The following is a 22,903-nucleotide window of genomic DNA, read 5'->3' as shown; positions in this document are numbered from 1 at the left end:
TACGAGACGAACGTGTTCGAGAAGTATGGCGATGAAGCCGATGCGGAGATTGCGCGGATTATTTCGCAGAACGCGGGTCCGAACGCCAACAAGGCAGCGCAGGTTTCGTCGGCGAAAACGCCCGCGAAAATGATGTAAGCGCAGCGCCGATACGAAGCGAACAACAAAGCATTCAATGGCAGCACAACAACCCGTCGTCCATCCGCCGCTACAGGGCGCGCAACTCGTGATCGGCACCATTGCGGTGTCGCTCGCGGTGTTCATGAACGTGCTGGACACGTCGATCGCGAACGTCTCGATTCCGTCGATATCGGGCGACCTCGGGGTCGCCTCCGATCAGGGCACGTGGGTCATCACGTCGTTCGCGGTTGCGAATGCGATCTCGGTGCCGCTCACGGGCTGGCTCACCGAGCGCATCGGCCAGGTGCGCCTGTTCATGGCGTCGATCATTCTGTTCGTGATCTCGTCGTGGCTGTGCGGCCTCGCGCCCACGCTGCCCTTCCTGCTCGCCGCGCGCGTGCTGCAGGGTGCCGTGGCCGGTCCGATGATCCCGCTTTCTCAAACGCTGCTGCTCGCGAGCTACCCACGCGCGAAAGCGCCCATCGCGCTTTCGATGTGGTCGATGACCACGCTGATCGCGCCGGTGGCCGGCCCGATTCTCGGCGGCTGGATCTCCGACAACATCTCGTGGCCGTGGATCTTCTATGTGAACATCCCGGTCGGCATCGCGGCGGCCATCGCCACGTGGGCGATCTTCCGCAACCGCGACTCGGCCATCCGCAAAGCGCCGATCGACGGTGTCGGCCTCGGCCTGCTGATCGTCTGGGTCGGGTCGCTGCAGATCATGCTCGACAAAGGCAAGGATCTCGACTGGTTCTCGTCGACCACGATCGTCGTGCTCGCGCTCACGGCCGTGATCGCGTTCGCGTTCTTCGTGATCTGGGAACTGACCGCCGAGCATCCGGTGGTCGACCTGTCGCTGTTCGCGCGGCGCAACTTCACGGGCGGGACGATCGCGCTGTCGGTGGGCTACGGGCTCTACTTCGGCAATCTCGTGCTGCTGCCGCTGTGGCTGCAAACCGATCTCGGCTACACCGCGACCGACGCCGGTCTCGTGATGGCGCCCGTGGGCTTTTTCGCGATTCTGCTGTCGCCGATCACGGGCCGCATCCTGCCGCGCACCGATCCGCGCTATATCGCGACCGCCGCGTTCGTGGTGTTCGCGCTGTGCTTCTGGATGCGTTCGCAGTACACCACCGGCGTGGACACCTGGGCGCTGACGGTTCCGACGTTGATTCAGGGTATCGGCATGGCGGGGCTTTTCATTCCGCTCGTCTCGATCACGCTGTCCGGTTTGCCGGGCAACCGCATTCCGGCGGCGTCGGGTCTGTCGAATTTCGTGCGGATCATGTGCGGCGGCATCGGCACTTCGATCTTCGAAACCGCGTGGGACCATCGCACGATCTTCCATCATGCGCGTCTCACCGAGCAGGCCACGCCCACGAGCCCGGTCTTCAATCAGTCGATGCAGCAGATGCAGAACGTGGCCGGCCTCGATCCGTCGCAGGCGCACGGCCTCTTCGACCGCATGGCGACGCAGCAGGCCGCGCAGCTCGGCGTGAACGATCTGTTCTGGATTTCGTCGGTGATCTTTATCGTGCTGATCGCGCTGATCTGGATTACGCGCCCCGAACGCTCGGGCGGTGGCGATGCAGGCGCGGCGGCTTCGGCGGCGCACTGAGGTTCGCATTCGATCTCGCTCACGGCCCGGTCGCTTGATCGGGTCGTGAATGCAAAAACGGCACGCACGGTGTGAACCGGCGTGCCGTTTTTTATTGTGCGATGTGCGCTATGACCTGTGCTGTGACTTGCGCCGCGCGAATCAAGCCGCGCCGCTCACCACCAGACGCTCCGGCGCGAGCACGCCGTTACCCGCCTTCGCCACGCCGAGCAGACGCCCCGCTTCGTCGTAGACGCGCACGCGATCGGCCGCCTCGCACGCCGCGCGATCGAGCACCAGCTCGTTGAGCGGCAGACGCTGGCCGTGCGTGAAACGGCGCGCCGCGTCGGCGTTCAGCGTGAGCGCCGGAAACGTCGAGAGCAGCGCATCGACGGGTTGCAGCCAGGTATCGCGCTGCGGTTCGTCGGCAGCCGTGAGCGCGTCGAGCGTCACCGCATGGTCCAGCGTCAGCGCGCCGACGCCGGTACGGCGCAGCATCACCAGATGCGCGCCGCAGCCAAGCGCCTCGCCGATATCCTCGGCGAGCGTGCGCACATAGGTGCCCTTGCTGCACGTCACGCGGAACGTGACGTCCGGCAGGCTGCACGCGAGCATGTCCAGCGCGAGTATTGTCACCTCGCGCCCTTCGCGCTCGACCGTCTGGCCCGCGCGCGCGTATTCGTAGAGCGGCTTGCCGTCGCGCTTGAGCGCCGAATACATCGGCGGCACCTGAACGATATCGCCAACGAACTTCGTCATCGCCGCGCGCACGGCGGCTTCGTCGCAGTTCACCTCACGCGTTTCCGCCGCTTCGCCTTCGGCGTCGCCCGTGGTCGTGCGGATGCCCAGACGCAGCGTCGCCTCGTAGGTCTTGTCGGCTTCGAGCAGATCCTGCGAGAACTTGGTCGCCTCGCCGAAACACAGCGGCAAGAGGCCCGTCGCGAGCGGATCGAGGGTGCCGGTGTGGCCCGCCTTCTTCACGCGATACAGACGCTTCGCGCGAATCAGCGCGTCGTTGCTCGACAGGCCGAGCGGCTTGTCGAGCAGCAGCACGCCGTCGAGCAGACGGCGCGGCACTTTAGGGCGAGCCTCGCCCGGATTCTTCTTCGATGATGCTGTCATGCTGGAGACGTCAGTCGTCCTTGGCGCGCGTGGCGTTCGCCTCGTCGATCAGGCGCGACATCTCCACGCCCTTCTCGACCGACTGGTCGTAATGGAAATGCAGCGTCGGCACCGTGTGGATGTGCAGGCGCTTGAACAGTTGATTGTGCAGATGGCCCGCGGCGTGATTGAGCGCTTCCTGGGTAGTCTTGGGATCGCCCGTGAGCGTCGTGAAATAGACCTTGGCGTGCGCGTAATCGGGCGTCAGTTCCACGCTCTGGATCGTCACGAGACCCACGCGCGGATCCTTCACTTCGCGCATCAGCTCGGAGAGATCGCGCTGGATCTGATCGGCGATCTGTACGTTGCGATTCGGAGAAGAACGTTTTTTCGGCATGATGGTTCCACCTCATTGGTGCGAGGCATTCAGGCGGCGCGCTTTATCGCTGATTTCGCGGAGGTCAAGCGGCCGCACAAAAAACACGTGCAAAAAGACAAACGGGCGGGGCTGGCCAGCGCCCGCCCCGCCCGTCTTGCGTATGCGCTGGAGACTTACAGCGTACGCGCGACTTCGGTGATCTCGAACACTTCGAGCTGATCGCCTTCGACGATGTCGTTGAAGTTCTTGATCGACATACCGCACTCGAAGCCTTGCTTGACTTCCTTGACGTCGTCCTTGAAGCGCTTGAGCGAGTCGAGTTCGCCGGTATAGATGACCACGTTGTTGCGGATCACGCGCACCGACGACGAACGCTTGACGAAACCGTCCGTGACCATACAGCCGGCGACGAGGCCAACCTTCGGTACGCGGATCACCTGGCGCACTTCCGCCATACCCGTCACGACTTCGCGCTTCTCCGGCGCGAGCATGCCCGACATCGCCGCCTTCACCTCATCCACTGCGTCATAGATGATGTTGTAGTAGCGGATGTCGATGCCGTTCGCTTCGGCAACCTTGCGCGCCTGTGCATCCGCACGCGTGTTGAAGCCGATGATGACCGCCTTCGAAGCCGTTGCCAGGTTGACGTCCGACTCGCTGATCGCACCGACCGCGCTGTGCACGATCTGCACGCGCACTTCGCCGGTCGACAGCTTGAGCAGCGATTGCACCAGTGCTTCCTGCGAACCCTGCACGTCGGCCTTGACGATGAGCGGCAGGTTTTGCACTTCGCCTTCCGCCATCTGCTCGAGCATGTTTTCGAGCTTCGCGGCTTGCTGCTTGGCCAGCTTCACGTCGCGGAACTTGCCTTGACGGAACAGGGCGATTTCACGCGCCTTGCGCTCGTCCGGCAGCACGATGACTTCTTCGCCCGCGCCCGGCACTTCCGACAGACCCTGGATTTCGACCGGGATCGACGGGCCGGCTTCCTTCGCCGGCTTGCCGGTTTCGTCGAGCATGGCGCGCACGCGGCCGTAGGCGCTGCCTGCCAGCACGACGTCGCCGCGATTGAGCGTACCCGACTGAACCAGGATGGTCGCGACCGGACCCTTACCCTTGTCGAGCTTCGCTTCGATCACGATGCCCTTGGCCGGCGCTTCGACCGGTGCCTTCAGTTCCAGCACTTCGGCTTGCAGCAGCACGTTTTCGAGCAGGTCGTCGATACCCGCGCCGGTCTTCGCCGACACCGGCACGAACGGCGAATCGCCACCGTACTCTTCCGGCACGACGCCTTCCGCGACGAGTTCCTGCTTCACGCGTTCCAGATTCGCATCCGGCTTGTCGATCTTGTTGATCGCCACGACGAGCGGCACGCCGCCCGCCTTCGCGTGCGAGATGGCTTCCTTCGTCTGCGGCATCACGCCGTCGTCGGCTGCGACCACCAGAATGACGATGTCGGTTGCCTTCGCACCGCGGGCACGCATGGCCGTGAAGGCCTCGTGACCCGGCGTGTCGAGGAACGTGATGACGCCACGCGGCGTTTCGACGTGATACGCGCCGATGTGCTGCGTGATGCCGCCCGCTTCGCCCGCTGCAACCTTGGCGCGGCGGATGTAGTCGAGCAGCGAGGTCTTGCCGTGGTCGACGTGACCCATGACGGTGACGACCGGCGGACGCGGCAGTTGCTCGGCGTCAGTCGTGGTGGTCGTGCCTTCGACCAGCAGCGCTTCCGGATCGTCGAGCTTCGCGGCAACCGCATGGTGGCCGAGTTCCTCGACGATGATCATCGCCGTTTCCTGGTCGAGCATCTGGTTGATGGTGACCATCTGGCCCATCTTCATCATCACCTTGATGACTTCCGATGCCTTCACCGACATCTTGTGCGCGAGGTCGGCGACCGTGATGGTCTCCGGCACGTGCACTTCACGGACGATCGGTTCGGTCGGCGCCTGGAACGACGATGCGCTGTCCTGATGACGGCCACGGCCCTTCGGGCCGCCGCGCCAGCCGCGGTCCACGCCGCCCGACGAGTCGCCGCGCGTCTTGATACCGCGACGCTTCGATGCGTCGTCCTGCCAGCCGCCCTTGCCTGCGCCCGGCTTCTTGTTGCGGTCGCCCGCGCCGGCACCCGGCGCGCTCGTCGAGGGCGCAGCCGCGGTGGCGGGCTTTTTCGCACCCGCGCCTGCTGCCGGACGTGCAGCCGCACCTTCCGGACGCGCCGGCTTGTGCAGCGTGCCCTTGGCTTCGGCAGGCTTCGGCGGCTCGACCGGCTTCGGCGGTTCGACCGCCTTGACCTGCGCCTTGCGCGGCGTGTTCATCATTTCGCGGATCGCGCGCGCTTCGGCTTCGGCGGCCGCGCGACGACGCGCGATCTCGTCCTGTTCCTTCTGCGCCTTGTCGGCGGCTTCGCGTGCGGCGGCCTCGGCCTTCTGAGCCGCTTCGCGTTGCGCGGCGCGCTCGGCGGCGGCGCGCTGTTCGTCTTGCTGGTCCTGCTGCTGTTTCACTTCCTTCGATTCCGCTTCGGCATTGCGCTGTGCAGCCACGGCTTGAGCGGCGAGCTCACGCGCGGCGGCTTCGGCCACTGCCTTTTTCTTTTCTGCTTCTTCCTCGGCGCGGCGGCGTTCGGCCTCGGCGGCCTCTTCGCGCGCACGGCGCTCCGACTCTTCACGCGCGAGCAGCTCCTGGCGCTCCTTGAGCTCCTGAGCCTGACGCTCGAGCAGCTCGGCCTCGCGGCGTGCTTCTTCTTCGCGGCGCTGCAGCTCCGCCTCTTCGGCGGCGACTGCTGCGTCGGCGGCATGATTCGATGCCTCCGCCTGTTCGGCGGACTCGTCGCGGCGGACGAACGTGCGCTTCTTGCGCACCTCGACCTGAATGGTGCGTGCCTTACCCGTCGAATCGGACTGCTTGATCTCCGACGTATGCCGTTTCGTCAGCGTGATCTTGCGCTTGTCCGCGTCGGTCGAACCGTGCGACTTGCGCAAGTGGTCGAGCAGACGCGCCTTGTCAGTTTCCGACAAGGCATCGCTCTCGCTCGCTTTCTGGACGCCCGCTGCCTGCAGCTGCTCCAGCAGCACGCCTGCAGGCATTTTCAGTTCCGCGGCAAATTGGGCTACGTTGTTACTCGCCATTCATTCCTCTTAATGCAAGGACCGATTCCTTGCGGTTGACATCGGTTCATGCGGCCGTGGGTGCCTCGCCTGGCGAGGCCCCGCCGCGATCAGTTCAATGGGTCATGGTCGCTTCCTGCTCGTCGCGCCCCGGTTCCAAACCTGTTGCCAGGCTTACTGGAACCAGTGCTCACGTGCCTTCATGATCAACGCCTTGGCGGCGTCCTCTTCCATTCCCGTCATTTCGACCAGCTCGTCCACGGCCAGCTCGGCGAGCTCGTCGCGGGTGTGAACCTCGTGCTGCGCCAGCTTGGCAAGCAGTTCGGGGTCGATGCCGTCCAGACTCTTGAGGTCCAGCGCGGCGCTTTCGACTTTCTCCTCGTTCGCGATAGCCTGCGTGAGCAGCGCGTCGCGAGCGCGGTTGCGCAACTCGTGCACGGTGTCCTCGTCGAACGCCTCGATTTCCAGCATTTCGTTGAGCGGCACGTAGGCGATCTCTTCGAGGCTCGTGAAGCCTTCGTCGATCAGGATGTCGGCGACTTCTTCGTCCACGTCGAGACGCGCCATGAACAGGTCGCGCAGCACCGTGCGCTCCTGATTCTGCTTCTGCGCGGATTCGTCCGGCGTCATGATGTTGATCTGCCAGCCGGTCAGTTCGCTGGCAAGACGCACGTTCTGGCCGCTGCGGCCAATGGCGACCGCAAGCTCGCTTTCGTCGACCACGACGTCCATCGAGTGCTTTTCTTCGTCGACGACGATCGACTGCACGGCCGCCGGCGCGAGCGCGCCGATAACGAACTGGGCGGGATCCTCCGACCATAGCACGATGTCGACGTTTTCGCCACCGAGCTCATTGCGCACGGCCTGCACGCGCGAGCCGCGAATGCCGACGCAGGTGCCGATGGGGTCGATACGCTTGTCGTAGGCCACCACGCCGATCTTGGCGCGCACGCCCGGATCACGCGCCGCCGCCTTGATCTCCAGAAGGCCTTGCTCGATTTCCGGCACTTCCATTTCGAACAGCTTCATCAGGAACTCGGGCGCCGTGCGCGAGAGTTCGATCTGCGGGCCGCGCGCGGTGCGGTCGACCTTACCGATCCAGGCGCGCACGCGGTCGCCCACGCGCAGGTTTTCCTTCGGAATCAGCTGGTCGCGGCGCAGCAGCGCTTCGACACGGCCCGATTCGACGATGAAATTGCCCTTGTCCATGCGCTTGACCGTGCCGGTCATGATGCTTTCGCCGCGCTCGAGGAAGTCGTTGAGGATCTGCTCGCGCTCAGCGTCGCGCACCTTTTGCAGGATGACCTGCTTGGCGGCCTGCGCGCCGATACGGCCGAATTCCACCGACGGAACCGGCTGTTCGACGAAACCGTCGATCTGCGCTTCGGGATCTTGCTCGCGTGCTTCGAACAGCAGGATTTCCTGATCCGGCTCCTGCAGACCCGCCTCGTCCGGCACGATGCGCCAGCGGCGGAACGTCTCGTGTTCGCCGCTTTCGCGGTCGATGTGCACGCGGATGTCCGCATCCTCGTCGAAGAGTTTCTTGGAGGCCGACGCAAGCGCCGCTTCAAGGGCGGCGAACACCACGTCCTTGTCGACATTCTTCTCGCGTGCCAGCGCATCCACCAGCATCAACACTTCGCGACTCATTGTTTGCGGCTCCTAAAGTCAACTTTGGGGATCAGGCGGGCTTTGTCGATGTCCGCGAGCGTGAAATCGAGCATCGCAGGACCCGCCTTCCCTTCGAATTCCAGACCGATGGTTTCGCCTTCCGGGGCATGCACGATGCCGCGGTACGATTTCCGTCCGTCCAATGGCTTTTTCAACGTGATAACCGCTTCGCAGCCCGCGAAGCGTTCGAAGTCCGCCAGCTTTTTCAGCGGCCGGTCGAGGCCGGGCGACGAGACCTCGAGACGTTCGTAGTCGATGTTCTCGACAAACAGAACGTGCTGCAGCTGACGCGTGACCTTCTCGCAATCCTCGATCGCGATACCCGCAGGCTGATCGATGTAGATGGCCAGCATGCCGCGCCCGGTGCGCTCGAGGTCGACCAGCTCGTAACCGAGCCCGGTGACCGTGGTTTCAATCAGTTCCGTCAGTTGCACAATGCCCACTCCAGATATTCGCGCAGCGAGCCGGCAACTTCCTGTTCCTGAGAGTCAAACGGGATTCGCGGGCCGCGCGCCAGATGAGCGCGCGCTCTTGCACCTACTTGCGCGTGACCCAGATGGCGAACCCACCCCGACGTGATGTCCGGCGATGCGATGCCCGGTTCTGCTGCCCGGGGGCTTCGACGTCGGATTCGACGCCTGCGCGATGGGTGTATTCGACTACTTTTTCACCGCACATCGCGCACTGCCTCGAAACCCGAAACCGTTACGAAACCGCTTCGATCACATACCGATCACATTCGGCCGAGCCAAAAAAAAATGGGCGAAACGCCCATCTTCTCACTTAGCCAGGTGGTCGCACCTGGGACGCAAATAAAAGCCGCACGCCCAGCGACTCCGAGATTGTAGCCTTTTTCCGGCTCTAACGCAAACCGCGCAAGGCGAACGGCCATGCGTTATGCACGGAATATCGGCCGCCCTGAGGCGTTTTCAAGGCGTTTTATGGCGATTTCCGCACTTTGCGCTTCGGGCGCCGTCGACGCGTGCGATACCGGCTATGTCACACGCATGTCGCATTCGCGCGACGGTCGTCGCCGTATCGACGAACGGCGGGGCACGGCGCGAGGACAGAGCCCCCGCGCCACCGACCCACGCCGTACGCTCAGTGCCCGCGCGTGCGGTTGCGCGGCGTGCCGCGCTGGCCGCCCCGGTTGCCCGGTGCGCGGTTGCCGCCGCCGTTGGCGTTCGCGTTGCCGCCCGGGCCACGGCGATTGCCGCCCGCACCGGCGTTGCCGCCCGCACGCTTGCCCGCTCCCGGTGCGCGATTGCCGTCGACGTCGCCACGGCCGCCGCGGTTGCCGTTACCGCCGCCATTGCCGGCATTACCACCATTACCCCCATTACCCCGGCCCGGACGATTGCCGCCCATGCCGCCGAAGTTACCCGAGCCGCCGCCAAAGCCACCCGCCGCCGCACCGCGGCGGCCTTGACCCGGACGGCCCTGGCCCTGACCCTGACGCGACTGTGCCATCGCACCATGCGAGCTCAGCACCGGCTCGCGGTTGATGAAGCCCATCGAGGTCTGCATCGGATCCGGCTGACGGCGCTCCTGTTCCTTGCCGCCCCGGCCACCCTTCTCGTCGCTCGGCGCCTTCAGGCCAACCGACGCCATCAGCGCACGCACCTGGTTGTCCTCGAGCTCTTCCCAGCGGCCGCGCTTGAGGCCCTTCGGCAGCGCGATCGGACCGTGACGCGTACGGATCAGGCGGCTCACCATCAGGCCCGCCGCCTCGAACATACGGCGCACCTCGCGGTTGCGGCCTTCGGCCAGCGCGACGTGATACCAGTGATTCGTGCCTTCGCCGCCGCCGTCGCGGATGCGCAGGAAGCTCGCCGGGCCGTCTTCGAGCTCGACGCCCTTGAGCAGCTTCTGACGCATCCCTTCGCTCAGCTCGCCGACCACGCGCACCGCGTATTCACGCTCCACGCTGTAGCGCGGATGCATGAAACGGTTGGCCAGATCGCCCGAGGTCGTGAGCATCAGGAGACCTTCGGTGTTGAAGTCGAGACGGCCGACGGCCAGCCACTTCGCCGTCTTCATCGGCGGCAGGCGGTCGAACACCGAGGCACGGCCTTCGGGATCCGCATGGCTGACGATCTCGCCGGTCGGCTTGTGATAGATCAGCACACGCGGCGGCTTGTTCTGCAGCTTGCGCTTGATCGGCTTGCCGTTGATGCGGACCTGGTCGGTCGGCAGAATGCGTTGGCCGATGTGCGCCGGTTCGCCGTTCACCGAGACGCGCCCGGCGATGATCAGCTCTTCCATGTCGCGGCGCGAGCCCATGCCCGCGTCGGCCAGCACCTTGTGCAGCTTCGGCGCGTCGTCGTCCGGGCTCAGCACGCGCTTGGGCTGCTGGGCGCGGCCACGGCGCAGCATCGGCGCGTTCACGCCCGAGCCCGCACCGTTGTCGGCGTCGAATGCCGGCGACGTCACGTACAGGAACAGATCGTCCTGATTGCCTTCGCCCGCAGCGGCCGCCGGCGCGTCGCCGCCAGCCTTGCGGCCACGGCCGCCCTTGGCGCCGGCCGTCTTGCCGCCCGCGCCGCCTGTGCTCTTGCCAGCCGGCTTGCCCGCCGGTGCATCCGCGCCGGCCTGTGCGGCGTTGGCCGGATTCGCGCGGCGGCCGGGCTTCTTCGCACCCGTCGCGCCGGTCTTGGCGCCCGCTTCCTTGCTGCGCGGCGCGCGCGCGGGAGCGGCGCTTTCCGGCGCGGCCTCGGCGCCCGTTTCGGCTTCGCCCGGCGCTGCTGCGCCTTCGGCGCCCTTGCCCTTGCCGCCAGCGCGGCGCCGGGCGATCAGGCTGCGCGGACCGCGGCGCAGGCCACGGCGCGGACGGTCCTCGCCGTCGGCCGAACCTTCGCCCGCGTGCGGCGCGGCGCTTTCGGCCGAGCGCGAGTCGTCGTCGCGCGTGGAGGACGCGCGACGCGCGGATTCGGACGCGTCGGCCGAATCGGTGTCGTGGATATCAGTCAAAACAACCTCGAAATGTCAGGTTGCGCGCCCGGCTGCGGGGGCGCGTCAAAAGTGTTCTTGCGTCAGACGCCGCGCGAGGCGGCTACGTTGTCCGTCCTCAGACGGGGTCGTCCTGCGCCGCGTCGCGGCGGTCTTCGTTTTCTTCTGCGGGCGTGCCGGCAAGGTGGCCGGCTGACTCCGTGATGTGCGCGTCGGCGCGATCCGCGTGGACGGACGGCGTGTGCGCCGCGTGTTCGTCCAAGGCATCGACGATGACGTCTGCCTCGGCGCCGGCTTCGTCTACGTCTGCATTCGCCGCGCTATCCATACTCTGCGCGCCAGCTTGCGCTTCGGCCACGGCGCGGTCGCTGGCCGGCGCGTCCTGATGCGCCACCGCGATGTCATCCACCGCGTCTTCGACCGCTTCCACGCCGGCTTGCGCGTGTTCCACGCTATCCGGCGCACTTTCCTGCACGGACGCATCGGCCATGCCCGTTGCGTCCGCCGCGGCGGCTTGCGCCGCCTCGCCTTCGGGCGCACCCGCGGCGATCAGCTGTGCCACTTCGCTGTCCGGAAACTCGATCGCATGCTGCGCGAGCAACTGCTCGCCGAGCTGATTCGACGGATCGTCGAGCGGCGGCAGTTCTTCGAGCGACTTCAGGCCGAGATCGTCGAGAAACTGACGCGTCGTGGCATAAAGCGCGGGACGTCCGGGTACGTCGCGATGACCGATGACTTCGATCCAGTTACGGTCTTCGAGCTGTTTGACGACCTGCGTATTGACGGTCACCCCGCGAATCTCTTCGATATCGCCGCGCGTGACCGGCTGCCGGTACGCGATGATCGCGAGCGTCTCGAGCACCGCGCGCGAATAACGCGGCGGCTTTTCGGGATGCAGGCGGTCGAGGTAAGTGCGCATGGCCGGCTTGCTCTGAAAGCGCCAGCCGGACGCGAGGCCCACCAGTTCGACGCCACGCCCGGACCAGTCGTGACGCAGGTCTTCGAGCAGGTTACGGACCGTGTCGGCCGAAATATCGTCGGCAAACAGTTTGCGCAGATCGCCGATTTTCAGCGGCTCCTGCGTGCAGATCAATGCAGTCTCGAGGACGATTTTCGCCTCTTGGGTATTCATGCAGCCAGCTCAGACCCTAAGTAAGGTAAACCAGGTTCAAGGAACCGGATCAGACAGACAGAGACGATGTGGAACTGGAGACGCGCTCGCCCGATTCTGATCGGTCATATTGATGGGAGCACGCACCGGGGGGCCGCAAACAACGCAGAAGCAGGCAAAGTGCCAGACCCAGCCGGACGGAGCAGCGAAATTCCCGCAGGGAATCGCGTGACTGAGCGCCATCTTACGCAAAAACGCCGGGTGCGTAAAGACGGCTTCAGGCGCGTTTTAACCCGTTTGCGTCAATAGCGTATCGAGCGATGCGACACGCATGACCGTGCAATTTCAGCGTGCGCCCTGCTGATCGGCACCGCGCTCCAGATACCGCGCGAGCCGTTCGACGCCCGCGTCGAGCCGCGCCGGATCGCAGGCGTAGCACCAGCGCACGAAACCTTCGCCTTGCGGCCCGAACGCGCTGCCGGGTGCGAGCCCGAGACCCGCCTCGCGCACCAGCGACTTGCACAGATCGAGACTGCGCTCGGCGCCCGCGAGCCGGAAAAACAGGTACATCGCGCCATGCGGCACCTTCACGTCGACGCCGGGCAGCCGCGCGAGCGCCGCCGCGAGATGGTCGCGCGACGCACGCAGATCGGCGACCAGCGCGCGCGTCGAGGCCTCGCCCTGCTCGACGGCGACGATGCCCGCCTGCTGCACGAACGACGGCGCGCACGAGGTGTTGTACTCGACCAGCTTGCCCAGATCGTCCATCAAGGTGCGCGGGGCGACCATCCAGCCGAGCCGCCAGCCGGTCATCAGCCACGCCTTCGAGAACGAATTCACGCAGATCAGGCGTTCGTCGCGCGAGGCCAGATCGAGAAACGACGGCGCGGCGAGTTCGCCCGCCTCGCCGTAGTAGAGCCGCTCGTAGACTTCATCGGCGACGATCCAGATGCCGTGGCGGCGGCAATGCGCCAGCACGGCCTGCTGCTCGTCGCGCGTCATCACCCAGCCGGTCGGGTTGTTCGGCGAGTTGATCATCAGCATCCTGGTGCCGGGCGTCAGTGCCGCGAGCAGCGCGTCGAGGTCGAGCGTCCAGCCGCGCTCGCCGTAGCCGAGCGAGACCGTCTCGACCGAGGCGCCCAGAATCTTCGGAATCTCGACGAGATTCGGCCACAGCGGCGTGACCGCCACGACGCGGTCGCCCGCGCCCACCACCAGTTGCGCCGCGAGCATCAGCGCGTTCACGCCGGCGCTCGTCACCGCGATGTTGTCGGCGGACGTCGGGCCGTGCAGCGCGCTCACGTAGCGCGCCAGCGCTTCGCGCAGCGGCGCGATGCCGAGGTTGTGCGTGTAGAAGGTGTCGCCGCGCGTGAGCGCCTGCGCGGCGGCCTCGCGGATGAACGACGGCGTCGTGCGGTCCGACTCGCCGAACCAGAACGGCAGCACGTCCGCGACGCCGAAACCCGCGTTGGCCACTTCGCGGATCTGCGAGGAGCGTAGCGCGCGCACGGCGTCGCGCGCGAGGCTCGATCCGGCGGGCGCTGCGGGTGCAGCGGGTGCGTTGTGCGGGGAGTCAGGCGAAACCGAAGCGGACGAAACCGAAGCAGACGACGGGGACGAAGCGGACATCGAGCCTTCCTTGGCGGGTTGAAAGCGGACCACGTGCGAGCAGCCGGACCAGAACCGGATGCGGGCCGAATGCGAACCGGATGCGGGCCGGACGCGGCAGCGGGTAAAGCTCGACAGTGTAGCGCGCGATTTTTTTGAACGACGCCCCGCCCCGCCGCCATCTGCGCCGTTGTCCGCGAATCTATGCCCGTCTCTATCCCCGCCGCTATCCCGCCCCGCGCGACGCCTCCGGGCGGGCATCGAGTTCGCGGATCAGCGTCCAGACCGCCTCGGCGGCCGGCGACAGCGAACGCTCGCGCCGCCGCACGAGTTCGACGGTGCGCTCGGCGCGCGGCACGAGCGGGCGCGCCACCAGCGACGATCCCGAAGGCACCGGCAGCGCGAGCCACGGCAGCACGCTCACGCCCACGCCGGCCTCGACGAGGCCGAACACCGTCGCCGGATGGCCGAGTTCCTGCACGACGCGCGCGTGCACGCCCTGCTCGCGCATCACCGCGTCGATCAGCGGCCGGCTGCCGGACGCATGATCGAGCATCACGAGCCGCTCGCCGTCGAGCGCCTGCCAGCTCACCGCGTCGCGCTGTGCGAGCGCATGATCGTCGCGCACCACGACGCAGAACGAGTCGGTCGTCAGCAGCTCGGTTTCCAGATCGTCGGCGACCGGCTGGGCGCCGAGCGGCCCGATGATCACGCCGAAATCCACCTCGCCCGAGCGCACCTTGCGCACCACGTCGCTCTGCACGTCGTCGCGCAGGCCCAGCGTCACATACGGAAACCGCCGCCCGCACGCCGCCACCACCTCGGGCATCAGGCGGCACGCGACCGTCGGGCTCGCGGCCACCACCACGCGGCCGCGCCGCTGCTCGCCAATTTCGCGGATCTCGCGCAGCGCGTCGTCGAGGTCGCCGATCAGACGCGGAATGCTCGCGATCAGATTCGCGCCGACATCGGTGAGCTGCACCTCGCGCGTCGTGCGATCGACGAGCTTCACGCCCATCTCCGCTTCCAGCTCACGCACGCAGCGGCTCACCGCCGACTGCGTCAGGCCGATTTCATCCCCCGCGCGGCTGAAGCTGTGCAGGCGCGCGACTTCGATAAACACCCGCAACTGCCGCAACGTCACATTCATCTACCCGCCTCATTAATTGTTCGTATTCATGCAATTTTATGACAGCTTTGGCGAGGCGCGCCGATCGTTACCGTCGCGTGAATCTCACAGCCCATTATTCGACGCAGTGCAGCAATCGGCCTGGATCGCACGCCTGGAGGGCCTGTTTGCACAAGATTGGTGATTCTCCCGATTTCCCGACGATGCGTTTTCGAGTCTCATACGCCCCTGGCAAGCACCCGCGCGGGCTTGATGCCACGCGGCTTCGAGACGAAAGCGTGCGAGCTGGCACGCTTCTCGCATTAAGGCAGACACAGGATCGGCGGACGGTCCGTCGCTTTTCGAGATTAGCCCGTCCACAACCGATTCCGCCTGGTACTCCGCCAACCGGCCGGAAGTACATGAAGAGTGCGCAGCGCGGGGCAGCGCACCGGAGATAGCTTCGCTGAGGTGAAACATGATGCTGTTCGACGATTTGAGAGACAACGAGTGGGCGCTGGTCGAGGCATTGTTCTGTGCAGAACCGGCACGTAGCGAACGACGCGGACGGCCTCGCGTCGAGGCGCGTGCAGTGGTCAACGCAGTGCTGTGGGTGCTGTCGACCGGTGAAGGCTGGTCCAAGCTGCCGGGCCGCTACCCCTCGCCGCCTACCTGCCGCCGCCGTTTCGACGAGTGGCAAGCCGACGGCACGCTCGCCGAGATCGTGAAGCGCCTCGGCACGAGCGGTCGCGAAATTTCGCTGCGCGGACGCATTGGCGCCACCGCCACGAAGCCGCCGGCACCGCCGAGCCGCGATCGTCTGCGCGGCGCGTTCTGGACCAACCCGGAGTCGTGGCGCGCGCCCGTCAAGATGGCTTGAGCGCACGCTGAGCCGCCCGCCTGCCGGAACCTGACCGGCACGACCTCCCGCTTTCTGCCGCCGGACGCCTCGCGCGTCTGGCGATTCATCCGCAACGGCGCCTGCCGCGGACTCCCTTCCTGAAACGCGACGTCGCGACTGCATCGAACCTGGTCGCTGCGGTGGATCGCGCTCGTCCCTCGCCTGCTTCGACGATCAACGCGCTCTCACGCACCCTCACGCGCCTTGCACGCCCGAAATCGGTGCGCGCGAAACATCTCTTTACCAATATTTACAGCGCGCTTTCGCCTCTGACGGTAGCGTAGGAGCATGTCTACAAACGTCAACAGCCCGTTCTGACGGGAGGCTGCCATGAAATCCATGATTCTGCTCAATCGGGGCGTCATGGTTTCGCTGTCCGCCCTTGCTCTGCTCGCGCCGCTGGTATCGACGACGCTCTCGTTGACCGCCACGGCCCAGCCACCGCGTCCCGGCGAAGCCAGTTGGGGGATTTCGCGCACCGGCGCACGCGCCTGGCCGCCGGAAGCCGGCGGCGTGCCCGATCGCGTCAACGAACCTGTTCCGCGCGGCGACCTGCGCGGCGATATTGCCGACAACGCCCGCCGCAGCGGTCCGTCGCGTCCGGCGCAGGGCGGCGATTCGCGTCGCTGACGCATACCGCTGAGCGCGTCGCTGAGCGGCATGCGAGCCCGACCGGAAGCGCGCAACAGCATTTCGCGCACCCGGCGCGCAAAGCTCGCGCGAAACAGGGAACCTCTTGTGCCCAAAACCGGTCTACTTCCATGCCATTAAGCACAGCGTGGCAGCAGTAATTCCGGTAAGCCCGTATCTTTCGATGCGGGCTTTTTTTTGGCTGGGTAAAAACGGGAACGCGGATGACGGCGACTGGCCTGTGCCGCAGTCGCGCCCGAGCGGGCAGGCAGCGTTGCCCGAAGGCGTGCGCCCGTGGCTAGGAACGCACTTCGGCCGCGGACGATTGCGGCGCGCTTTCGTCGACGTAATCGGCCATGCGCTGATCGGTCCAGTGGAGCGTGCGCTCGTCGCGGGCGAGGCGCGCGAATTCGGCGCGACCGCGGTCGGTCAGCACGGCGATATCGACGGGAGCGTGAAACCCGGGCGCCGGCGCGACGGTGCGCTGCCTGACGGTATCCATGAGACCGAGGTTGCGCAGATATTGAAAGACTTCAGGACGGCGCGCCCACGGGACCTGCCGATACTGCACCCGCCGCAGCGCTTCGAGTACTGCTTCGTTGGAATACGTGGTCATCTCACTTCTTTCTTAAAATGCAGTCCTGCGGCAATCCCGCCTGCTGCGGCGCGAAACAGGCGCGCTGCGAGGCGTGGAGCCGCGCGCGCCGCCGTGCCTTGCGCCGTGGCACGGACTGCAGGTTATTTGGGGCCCCGCGGAAAGCCTCAGCCGTACTTGCGGCCCGAAGCCCGCCGGCCCTCGCTTCCGGCGTGCCTGACGCGGCTGCCGCTGTCGCGGCGCACGCGCGCAATGCACGCTTCATCCCGAAAACAATACGTTACCTCATTCAAATTGATACTAATCGGATTATTTTTCCTGGTCATTGCGCTATTCGTGCTGTGGCGCAACGGACGCCGACTTGTCGCAGGCGTCGCGATTGTCCTGTTCGGACTCCTCGCGACCGGCTGGCTTGCGCTACCGCTCGTCGACCTGGCGCAGCCCTCGTCCTATCGTACTCCCTACGATCCGGCCGCGACGCCGCTTGAGGCATTCGGCGCGCGCACCGCGATCGTCATGCTCGGCGGCGGCACCGAAACCGGCGACGACGGCACGCTCGTGCCCAAGCACGACGTCTACGCGCGCATCGCGCTCGCCGCCTCGCTCGACGCGCGTTGCCGGGTCGCCGGACGCGTCTGCCGTGTGATCGTGAGCGGCGGCAATCCGCAACATCACGCCGCCAGCGAAGCCGACACCTACGCGCCCCTGCTGCTGCGCGCCGGCGTGCCGCCCGCCGACCTCGTGCTGGAAAACCGCAGCCTGACGACCTGGGAGAACGCCCGCAACGTCGCGCCGATCGTGCACGCCGAGCGCGCAGATACGCTCTTCCTTGTAACCTCCGCTTATCACATGCCGCGCGCGATGCTCGATTTCCACCGCTTCGAGATGGAGCCTGCGCCGGCCGTCTCCAGCGTGCGTCATGTGCGCGCGGGCATCCAGCCGCGCCTGACGAATCTTCAAGACGCGGAAGTCGCGCTGCACGAATTGATTGGGATTGCGCAGTTTTATGTCTATCGGATGATCGGCTGGTTCTAGCGCGTGGCCGCGTAGCGAAGGCCATGCGGCGGCAAGTGCAACATTGTGTAACAGATGCGCGCACGCTTTATGCGATGTCATCTGAAGCGACAACTTCGTCGTTAGAATGACATGCCAATCCTGCTCGGCAGGCTCCGGCTGGGTCCATAAACCACTCCTTTGGAGGTCGTGATGAAAAAAGTGTCCCTCGCAGTCCTGGTTTCGCTGTCCGCGCTGACGGGCGCCGCCTACGCACAAACGGAGAACGGCATCACGATGAGCACGGACCCCGCCCGGGCCTCGGACGTCGAGCAACGCGCGCAAGATCTGCAGTCGCGCCAGCAGGCCGCGGCCCAGTCGGAGTCCGAAGCGCCGATGAAGCACCACAAGAAGGGTGCGCATCCGCATCACAAGAAGCCGGCGCAGTAATGCGCAAGGCGGCCCGCGCCAGCGCATAGTCAGGCGCCGGATTGGCGGAAGCCCTCGCGGGCAGATCGCCCGGCTGCGCATGGGTGCTCTGCGCGACACGCTGCCGGGCGATTACCAGAATGCGCGGTGCGCGGGCCGCCAGCCAGACATATCGAGCCGAAGCCGGTCATCCGGTCTCGGCTTTTTTCATGGGACGAACGCCAATCGGCCTGCGAACCGGCCCGCGCGCGGGTTATGCTAAAGTCGCGCACCTCGAATTCACCCACTGTTAGTGCGCCCCACGCGCGGAGAAAAAACGATGAGCAACATCCAGCTCGACATCGAATGGACCGAAGCGGCATCCCGCAAGATCGAAAAGCTGATGCCGCGCGGCAAAGGCACCGAGGCGTTCCTCGCGCTGCCCCCGATCGAATGCATGCCGATGGAAGGCGACGTGCTGTTCCTCGGCCCGGAAGGCAAGCAGCAGCCGTTTATCGTTGCCGAACGTCAGTATCACCATGAAGGCGACGCCGACTGGACCATCGTCCTGATCCTCGACGTGCCCAGCACGGCACACTGATCGCCGGTCCGGCTGGTCCAGACGCTCGACGGGCGGCCCTTTGCGGCCGCCCGTTTCGTTTTCAGGCTCTACGTTTTCGCCCTGTGAGCGCTGACGCCTAAGAGCGCGCCTCACTCCTGCACGCGCCGCCGCCCTTCCTTGACGTCGCCGCGACGCGACTTGCCGTCGAGGCGACGCTGCTTCGAGACGCGCGTGGGCCGCGTCGCCACCCGTGCCTTGCGCGTGACGCTCACACTGTCGATGAGCGCTTCGAGCCGTTCGAGCGCGGCGGCGCGGTTCTGCTCCTGGGTGCGGAATTCCTGAGATTTGATGACGACCACGCCCTCGTGCGTGACGCGCCGATCCGAGATCGCGAGCAGGCGCATCTTGAGCACGTCGGGCAGCGACGAGGCGCGGATGTCGAAACGCAGGTGAATCGCGCTCGACACCTTGTTCACGTTCTGGCCGCCCGCGCCCTGCGCCCGGACGGCGGTGAGTTCGATTTCGTGGAGCGGGACAGGCGGACGCGGAAACATGGCAAGTCGGTCAAGGATCAGCCCGCCAGTTTCGCATACGCGGGCGCACGCGATGCGATCCCGCGCAACCCCGAGCCCTGCACTGCCCGCGTCAGGCACACGATATGCGGCCCGCCAAACCGATGTCGGTGCGGCACGCGTTGCCGATCACCGGACATTTGCCGCATACTTTCCGCAACCCTCCAAGGAGCACGCACCTCATGAAGCTGCGTCCAGCATTCGTCGCCGAACTGGCGGTCAATCTGCTGCTGCCCTGGGTCGCTTACCGGCTCGCCCAACCGTACTGGGGCGAAATCGGCGGCCTGATAGCCTCAGCCATTCCCCCGCTCGCCTGGAGCGCCGTCGAACTCGTCCGCTTCCGGCGTATCGACGCACTCTCGGCCGTCATCCTGCTCGGCATCGTCCTCTCGCTCGCGGCCATGGCCTTCGGCGGCGGCACGCGTGCGCTGCTGATGCGCGAAAGTCTTGCCTCGGGCGCGATCGGCGTGGCCTTCCTCGGTTCGCTGTTCGCACGGCGCCCGCTGGTGTTCTATCTGACGCGCGCCACGGTCGCGCGCGAAACGCGCGAAGGCGTCGCGCGGCTCGAACTGCTGTGGAGCGAAAACCGCAGCTTCGGTGCCGCAATGCGTCTGCTCACGCTCGTGTGGGGCGCGGGCCTGTGCGCCGACGCGGCGCTGCGCACGTACCTCGCGGCGACCTGGCCAATCGAGCGCTTCCTGGTGGTCTCGCCGATCCTCGGCTACGTGGTGTTCGGCCTGCTGCTCGCGTGGACCTTCTGGTATCGCACGCGCATGCGCCGTATCCGCGGCACGCATGGACTGCTCGGCGATGCGTCGAGTCTGAGCGTCGATTAGTCTGCGTCCGCGTCTGCGCCGCTCGTCGGCCACGCCTCGTTCGACGCGCCCGCCCGTCGAGGCGCGCGTCTGCGTCGCGGGAAAGCCCGCATACAGAGACGGGCAGATCGCGCCCGAAATCCGATAAACTCAGCGCCACAGTCCGCGGCGCACAGCCGCATTCGAATACCACCGGCAGTCGATGCGCTACTCCGTAGAAATCAGGAAATTCCTCTATAGCCAGTACTTCTACGGCGGTCTGCGCATCGCGGTCGGCATTTCGCTGCCGGCCATCCTGTGCCTGTTCGTTCTCGACAAGAGCGACCTCGGCTTCACGATTTCGACCGGCGCGCTCGGCGCCTGCGTGGTCGACATGCCCGGCCCGCTCAAGTACAAGCGCAACGAGATGCTCGCGTGCAGCGTGATCGGTTTTCTGTCCGCGTACGCTACGGGGCTCGCCACCTTCAGCCCGATCGCGCTCTGGGCCACGGTCGTGCCGCTCACCTTCGTGCTCTCGCTGATCGTGGTCTACGGCAATCGCTGGCCGCAGATCAGCTTCGCCACGCTGTTCATGATGGTGATGACGCTCGAGGAGCATTTCACGCCGCATCAGGCGCTCATCAACGCGCTGTGGATTCTGCTGGGCGGCCTCTGGTACACGGGCTGGTCCACGCTCGTCAGCAGGCTCATGCTCGATCGCATCGAGCAGCAGGCGCTCGCCGAAAGCGTGTTCGCCTGCGCCGACTATCTGCTCGCGCGCGCGCAGTTCTACGACCTCGACAACGATCTCGACGAGTGCTATCGCAACCTCGTCGCCAAGCAGATCGCGGCGGTCGAGCGCCAGGACGCGGCGCGCGACATCGTCCTGCGCAACCTGCCCAAGCTGCGCAGCGGCCGGATCGACGCGCGCCGGGCGATGCACTTCAATCTCTTCATCAACACGGTCGATCTGCACGAGCTGTTCGTGGGCGCACACACCGATTACCCGCTCGTGCGCAACACCTTCGGCGGCTCCGATCTGCTGGTGTTCTATCGCGACTTGATCCGCAAGGCCGCCGCCGATCTCGAAGACATCGGCCTCGCGGTGCTGCAGAACGAAGCGCCGCGCGCGAACGTCAACGTGAAGGCCGAACTGCGCGCGATCGAATACGAACTCGAACTGCTCAAGAAGCGCGATCTGCCCGCGAAAGATCCCGAAGCATACGCGGCGATCTCGGCCTCGTTCCGCCGCATCTGGAGCGCCACGCGCCTGATCGACCGCATGCGCCGCAGCCTCGCGAGCGAAGTGCCGACCACCGAAACCGAAGTGCGGATCGACGAGGCGCTCACGCGTTTCGTGACGAACCGGCGCGTCTCGTGGCTGCAGATCTTCTCGAACCTGACGATGGCGTCGCCGAGCTTTCGCCATGCGCTGCGCGTGACGATCGCCGTGGCCGTGGGCTTCTGGCTCGGCCGCCTGCTGCCGCTCACGAACGCGTACTGGATCGTGATGACGAGCATCATCATTCTGAAACCCGGCTACTCGCTCACGCGCCAGCGCAACGCGCAGCGTATCGTCGGCACGCTGATCGGCTGCGTGGCCAGCATCGCGCTGATCCTGCTCGTGAAGCAGCCGCTCGTGCTGCTCGTTTCGATGTTCGCGGCGATGGTGATGAGCTACAGCCTGCTGCTGTTCAACTACACGGCGAGCGTGGTCTTTACCTCGGCTTATGTGCTGCTGATGTTCCATCTGCTCGCGCCGGGCAGCATGCGCATCATCGGCGAACGCGCCATCGACACGGTAGTGGGCTGCATGATCGCAATCGGCGCGAGCCATCTGTTCCCGTACTGGGAATATCGCCTGATGGGCAAGCTCGTGCACGACATGATCGCGGCGACGCGCGGCTATCTCGAAGCCAGCTGGTGGCGCAGCGCGCGCAAGACTGCGCCGCAGCCGGCCTTCGCGGGCGGCATGCTGACGGAGGCGTCGGCGCGCGTGGCGTCGGTCGCGACGGGCGGCAATGCGGCGGGCGCGGGCAACGCGCAAGCCTCCGAAGCGCTCGTGCTGGACGCCGACGACGCGTCCACCGCCAGCCAGCCTGTGGCCGCAGTGGGCGCGAAGGCCGCCGCGCAAAGCACCCAGACGTCGACAGCCGCGGCCGCCGTACCCGCCCTCGCGCGCGACTTCCGTTACCGGCTCGCGCGCAAGAACGTGCACGTGGCGTTTGCGAATCTCGGCCAGGCGTTTCAGCGCATGATGCTCGAACCGAAGTCGGCGCAGAAGTTCGTGCCCGAACTCAACGACCTGCTGGTGCGCAGCCACGAACTGGCCTCGCAGATCACGGCCACCGCCCCGCTGTTGCGCAGCACCGCGAATCTCGAAGCGGATGCGGCAGAAAACGTGAAACTCGACGCGCTGGAACGCACGTTCGACTGCGTGCGCGAGAATCTCGTGGCTGCGGAGACGGGCACGGCCGTCCCCGAGGATCAGCTCGATATTTCAAAGCGCATGACGCGCGAACTCGACACCATGGTGGTCGACGCGGAACGCGCGCTCGGCCCGGCCGCCGAACTCGTGCAGGATCTGAAGCTGCTCGCGCATCAAGGCAAGCAAATGCTCGCGGCGTCATGGCTGATCCGGCGCGACGCGAGCCTGATCCATCTGCCGGAAGCGTAAAACGGTTTTACTGCGCG

At 65.9% G+C, this 22,903-nt stretch carries 18 protein-coding genes and 2 pseudogenes; 9 read left to right on the top strand and 11 right to left on the bottom strand.

All coding sequences use genetic code 11. The annotated features are described in order from the left end of the window. A pseudogene (locus SB764_RS17850) lies at positions 1-138 on the top strand (EmrA/EmrK family multidrug efflux transporter periplasmic adaptor subunit); the annotation flags it as partial. Between the two features lie 37 nt (positions 139-175). Further along, positions 176-1,741: a DHA2 family efflux MFS transporter permease subunit gene (locus SB764_RS17845; RefSeq protein WP_321858122.1), complete on the top strand. Its 1,566-nt coding sequence runs from the start codon at positions 176-178 to the stop codon at positions 1,739-1,741. A 141-nt stretch (positions 1,742-1,882) separates the two neighbouring features. On the opposite strand, the gene truB is transcribed toward SB764_RS17845, so the two are convergent. From truB to SB764_RS17800, 9 genes are all read right to left on the bottom strand, one after another. After that, complete coding sequence (gene truB, locus SB764_RS17840; RefSeq protein WP_176081881.1) at positions 1,883-2,842, bottom strand: tRNA pseudouridine(55) synthase TruB; 960 nt, start codon at positions 2,840-2,842, stop codon at positions 1,883-1,885. 10 nt (positions 2,843-2,852) lie between these two features. After that, positions 2,853-3,218, bottom strand: a complete 366-nt coding sequence (gene rbfA, locus SB764_RS17835; RefSeq protein ID WP_065061229.1) for a 30S ribosome-binding factor RbfA — start codon at positions 3,216-3,218, stop codon at positions 2,853-2,855. A gap of 155 nt (positions 3,219-3,373) precedes the next feature. Continuing rightward, a complete protein-coding gene (gene infB, locus SB764_RS17830; RefSeq protein ID WP_065061228.1) occupies positions 3,374-6,328 on the bottom strand; it encodes a translation initiation factor IF-2 in 2,955 nt (984 codons plus the stop codon). A 153-nt stretch (positions 6,329-6,481) separates the two neighbouring features. Then, complete coding sequence (gene nusA, locus SB764_RS17825) at positions 6,482-7,957, bottom strand: transcription termination factor NusA (protein WP_065061227.1); 1,476 nt, start codon at positions 7,955-7,957, stop codon at positions 6,482-6,484. Next, positions 7,954-8,412, bottom strand: coding sequence for a ribosome maturation factor RimP (rimP, locus tag SB764_RS17820; protein ID WP_065061251.1), 459 nt, complete (start codon positions 8,410-8,412; stop codon positions 7,954-7,956). Before rimP ends, nusA begins: the two co-directional genes overlap by 4 nt. Before the next feature lie 667 nt (positions 8,413-9,079). Continuing rightward, the gene (gene rluB, locus SB764_RS17815) at positions 9,080-10,948 is read right to left on the bottom strand and encodes a 23S rRNA pseudouridine(2605) synthase RluB (RefSeq protein WP_074986299.1); all 1,869 of its coding nucleotides are present in this window, start codon (positions 10,946-10,948) and stop codon (positions 9,080-9,082) included. Between the two features lie 97 nt (positions 10,949-11,045). Continuing rightward, on the bottom strand, positions 11,046-12,059 hold the full coding sequence (gene scpB, locus SB764_RS17810; RefSeq protein ID WP_074986300.1) for an SMC-Scp complex subunit ScpB: 1,014 nt from the start codon (positions 12,057-12,059) through the stop codon (positions 11,046-11,048). A gap of 324 nt (positions 12,060-12,383) precedes the next feature. Next, positions 12,384-13,667 (bottom strand): pyridoxal phosphate-dependent aminotransferase, encoded by a 1,284-nt coding sequence (locus SB764_RS17805; RefSeq protein WP_074986301.1) that lies wholly within the window; start codon positions 13,665-13,667, stop codon positions 12,384-12,386. Positions 13,668-13,872: 205 nt separating this feature from the next. Beyond that, positions 13,873-14,796 carry a LysR family transcriptional regulator gene (locus SB764_RS17800; protein ID WP_065061223.1) on the bottom strand — a complete coding sequence of 308 codons (924 nt, stop codon included), beginning with the start codon at positions 14,794-14,796 and terminating at the stop codon, positions 13,873-13,875. A 439-nt stretch (positions 14,797-15,235) separates the two neighbouring features. On the opposite strand from SB764_RS17800, the pseudogene SB764_RS17795 reads away from it, so the two are divergent. Continuing rightward, a pseudogene (locus SB764_RS17795) lies at positions 15,236-15,631 on the top strand (transposase); the annotation flags it as partial. Positions 15,632-15,985: 354 nt separating this feature from the next. After that, positions 15,986-16,285, top strand: coding sequence for a hypothetical protein (locus SB764_RS17790; RefSeq protein ID WP_410864204.1), 300 nt, complete (start codon positions 15,986-15,988; stop codon positions 16,283-16,285). 298 nt (positions 16,286-16,583) lie between these two features. Here the strand turns inward: SB764_RS17790 and SB764_RS17785 are convergent, their stop codons facing one another. Next, on the bottom strand, positions 16,584-16,901 hold the full coding sequence (locus SB764_RS17785; RefSeq protein WP_065061221.1) for a hypothetical protein: 318 nt from the start codon (positions 16,899-16,901) through the stop codon (positions 16,584-16,586). Between the two features lie 315 nt (positions 16,902-17,216). Here SB764_RS17785 and SB764_RS17780 point away from each other — a divergent pair, with 315 nt between their 5' ends. The 3 genes from SB764_RS17780 (at position 17,217) to SB764_RS17770 (ending at position 18,882) form a co-directional block, all read left to right on the top strand. Then, positions 17,217-17,915 (top strand): YdcF family protein, encoded by a 699-nt coding sequence (locus SB764_RS17780; RefSeq protein ID WP_074986303.1) that lies wholly within the window; start codon positions 17,217-17,219, stop codon positions 17,913-17,915. 171 nt (positions 17,916-18,086) lie between these two features. Beyond that, positions 18,087-18,323, top strand: coding sequence for a hypothetical protein (locus tag SB764_RS17775; protein WP_065061219.1), 237 nt, complete (start codon positions 18,087-18,089; stop codon positions 18,321-18,323). 298 nt (positions 18,324-18,621) lie between these two features. Beyond that, complete coding sequence (locus SB764_RS17770) at positions 18,622-18,882, top strand: DNA-binding protein (RefSeq protein ID WP_065061250.1); 261 nt, start codon at positions 18,622-18,624, stop codon at positions 18,880-18,882. 110 nt (positions 18,883-18,992) lie between these two features. Here the strand turns inward: SB764_RS17770 and arfB are convergent, their stop codons facing one another. Beyond that, positions 18,993-19,397 carry an alternative ribosome rescue aminoacyl-tRNA hydrolase ArfB gene (gene arfB, locus SB764_RS17765; protein WP_410864202.1) on the bottom strand — a complete coding sequence of 135 codons (405 nt, stop codon included), beginning with the start codon at positions 19,395-19,397 and terminating at the stop codon, positions 18,993-18,995. Positions 19,398-19,597: 200 nt separating this feature from the next. On the opposite strand from arfB, the gene SB764_RS17760 reads away from it, so the two are divergent. After that, entirely contained in the window at positions 19,598-20,251 is a 654-nt protein-coding gene (locus tag SB764_RS17760) for a VC0807 family protein (protein WP_065061217.1), read from the top strand. A gap of 181 nt (positions 20,252-20,432) precedes the next feature. Continuing rightward, positions 20,433-22,886, top strand: coding sequence for an FUSC family protein (locus SB764_RS17755; RefSeq protein WP_074986304.1), 2,454 nt, complete (start codon positions 20,433-20,435; stop codon positions 22,884-22,886). The last annotated feature ends 17 nt before the right edge of the window (positions 22,887-22,903 follow it).

The organism is Paraburkholderia sp. SIMBA_027 (assembly GCF_046535315.1).
Classification (GTDB): Bacteria; Pseudomonadota; Gammaproteobacteria; order Burkholderiales; family Burkholderiaceae; genus Paraburkholderia; species Paraburkholderia tropica.
Note: the sequence above shows the minus strand (reverse complement) of the source record. Positions and strands in the feature narration are given on the sequence as shown.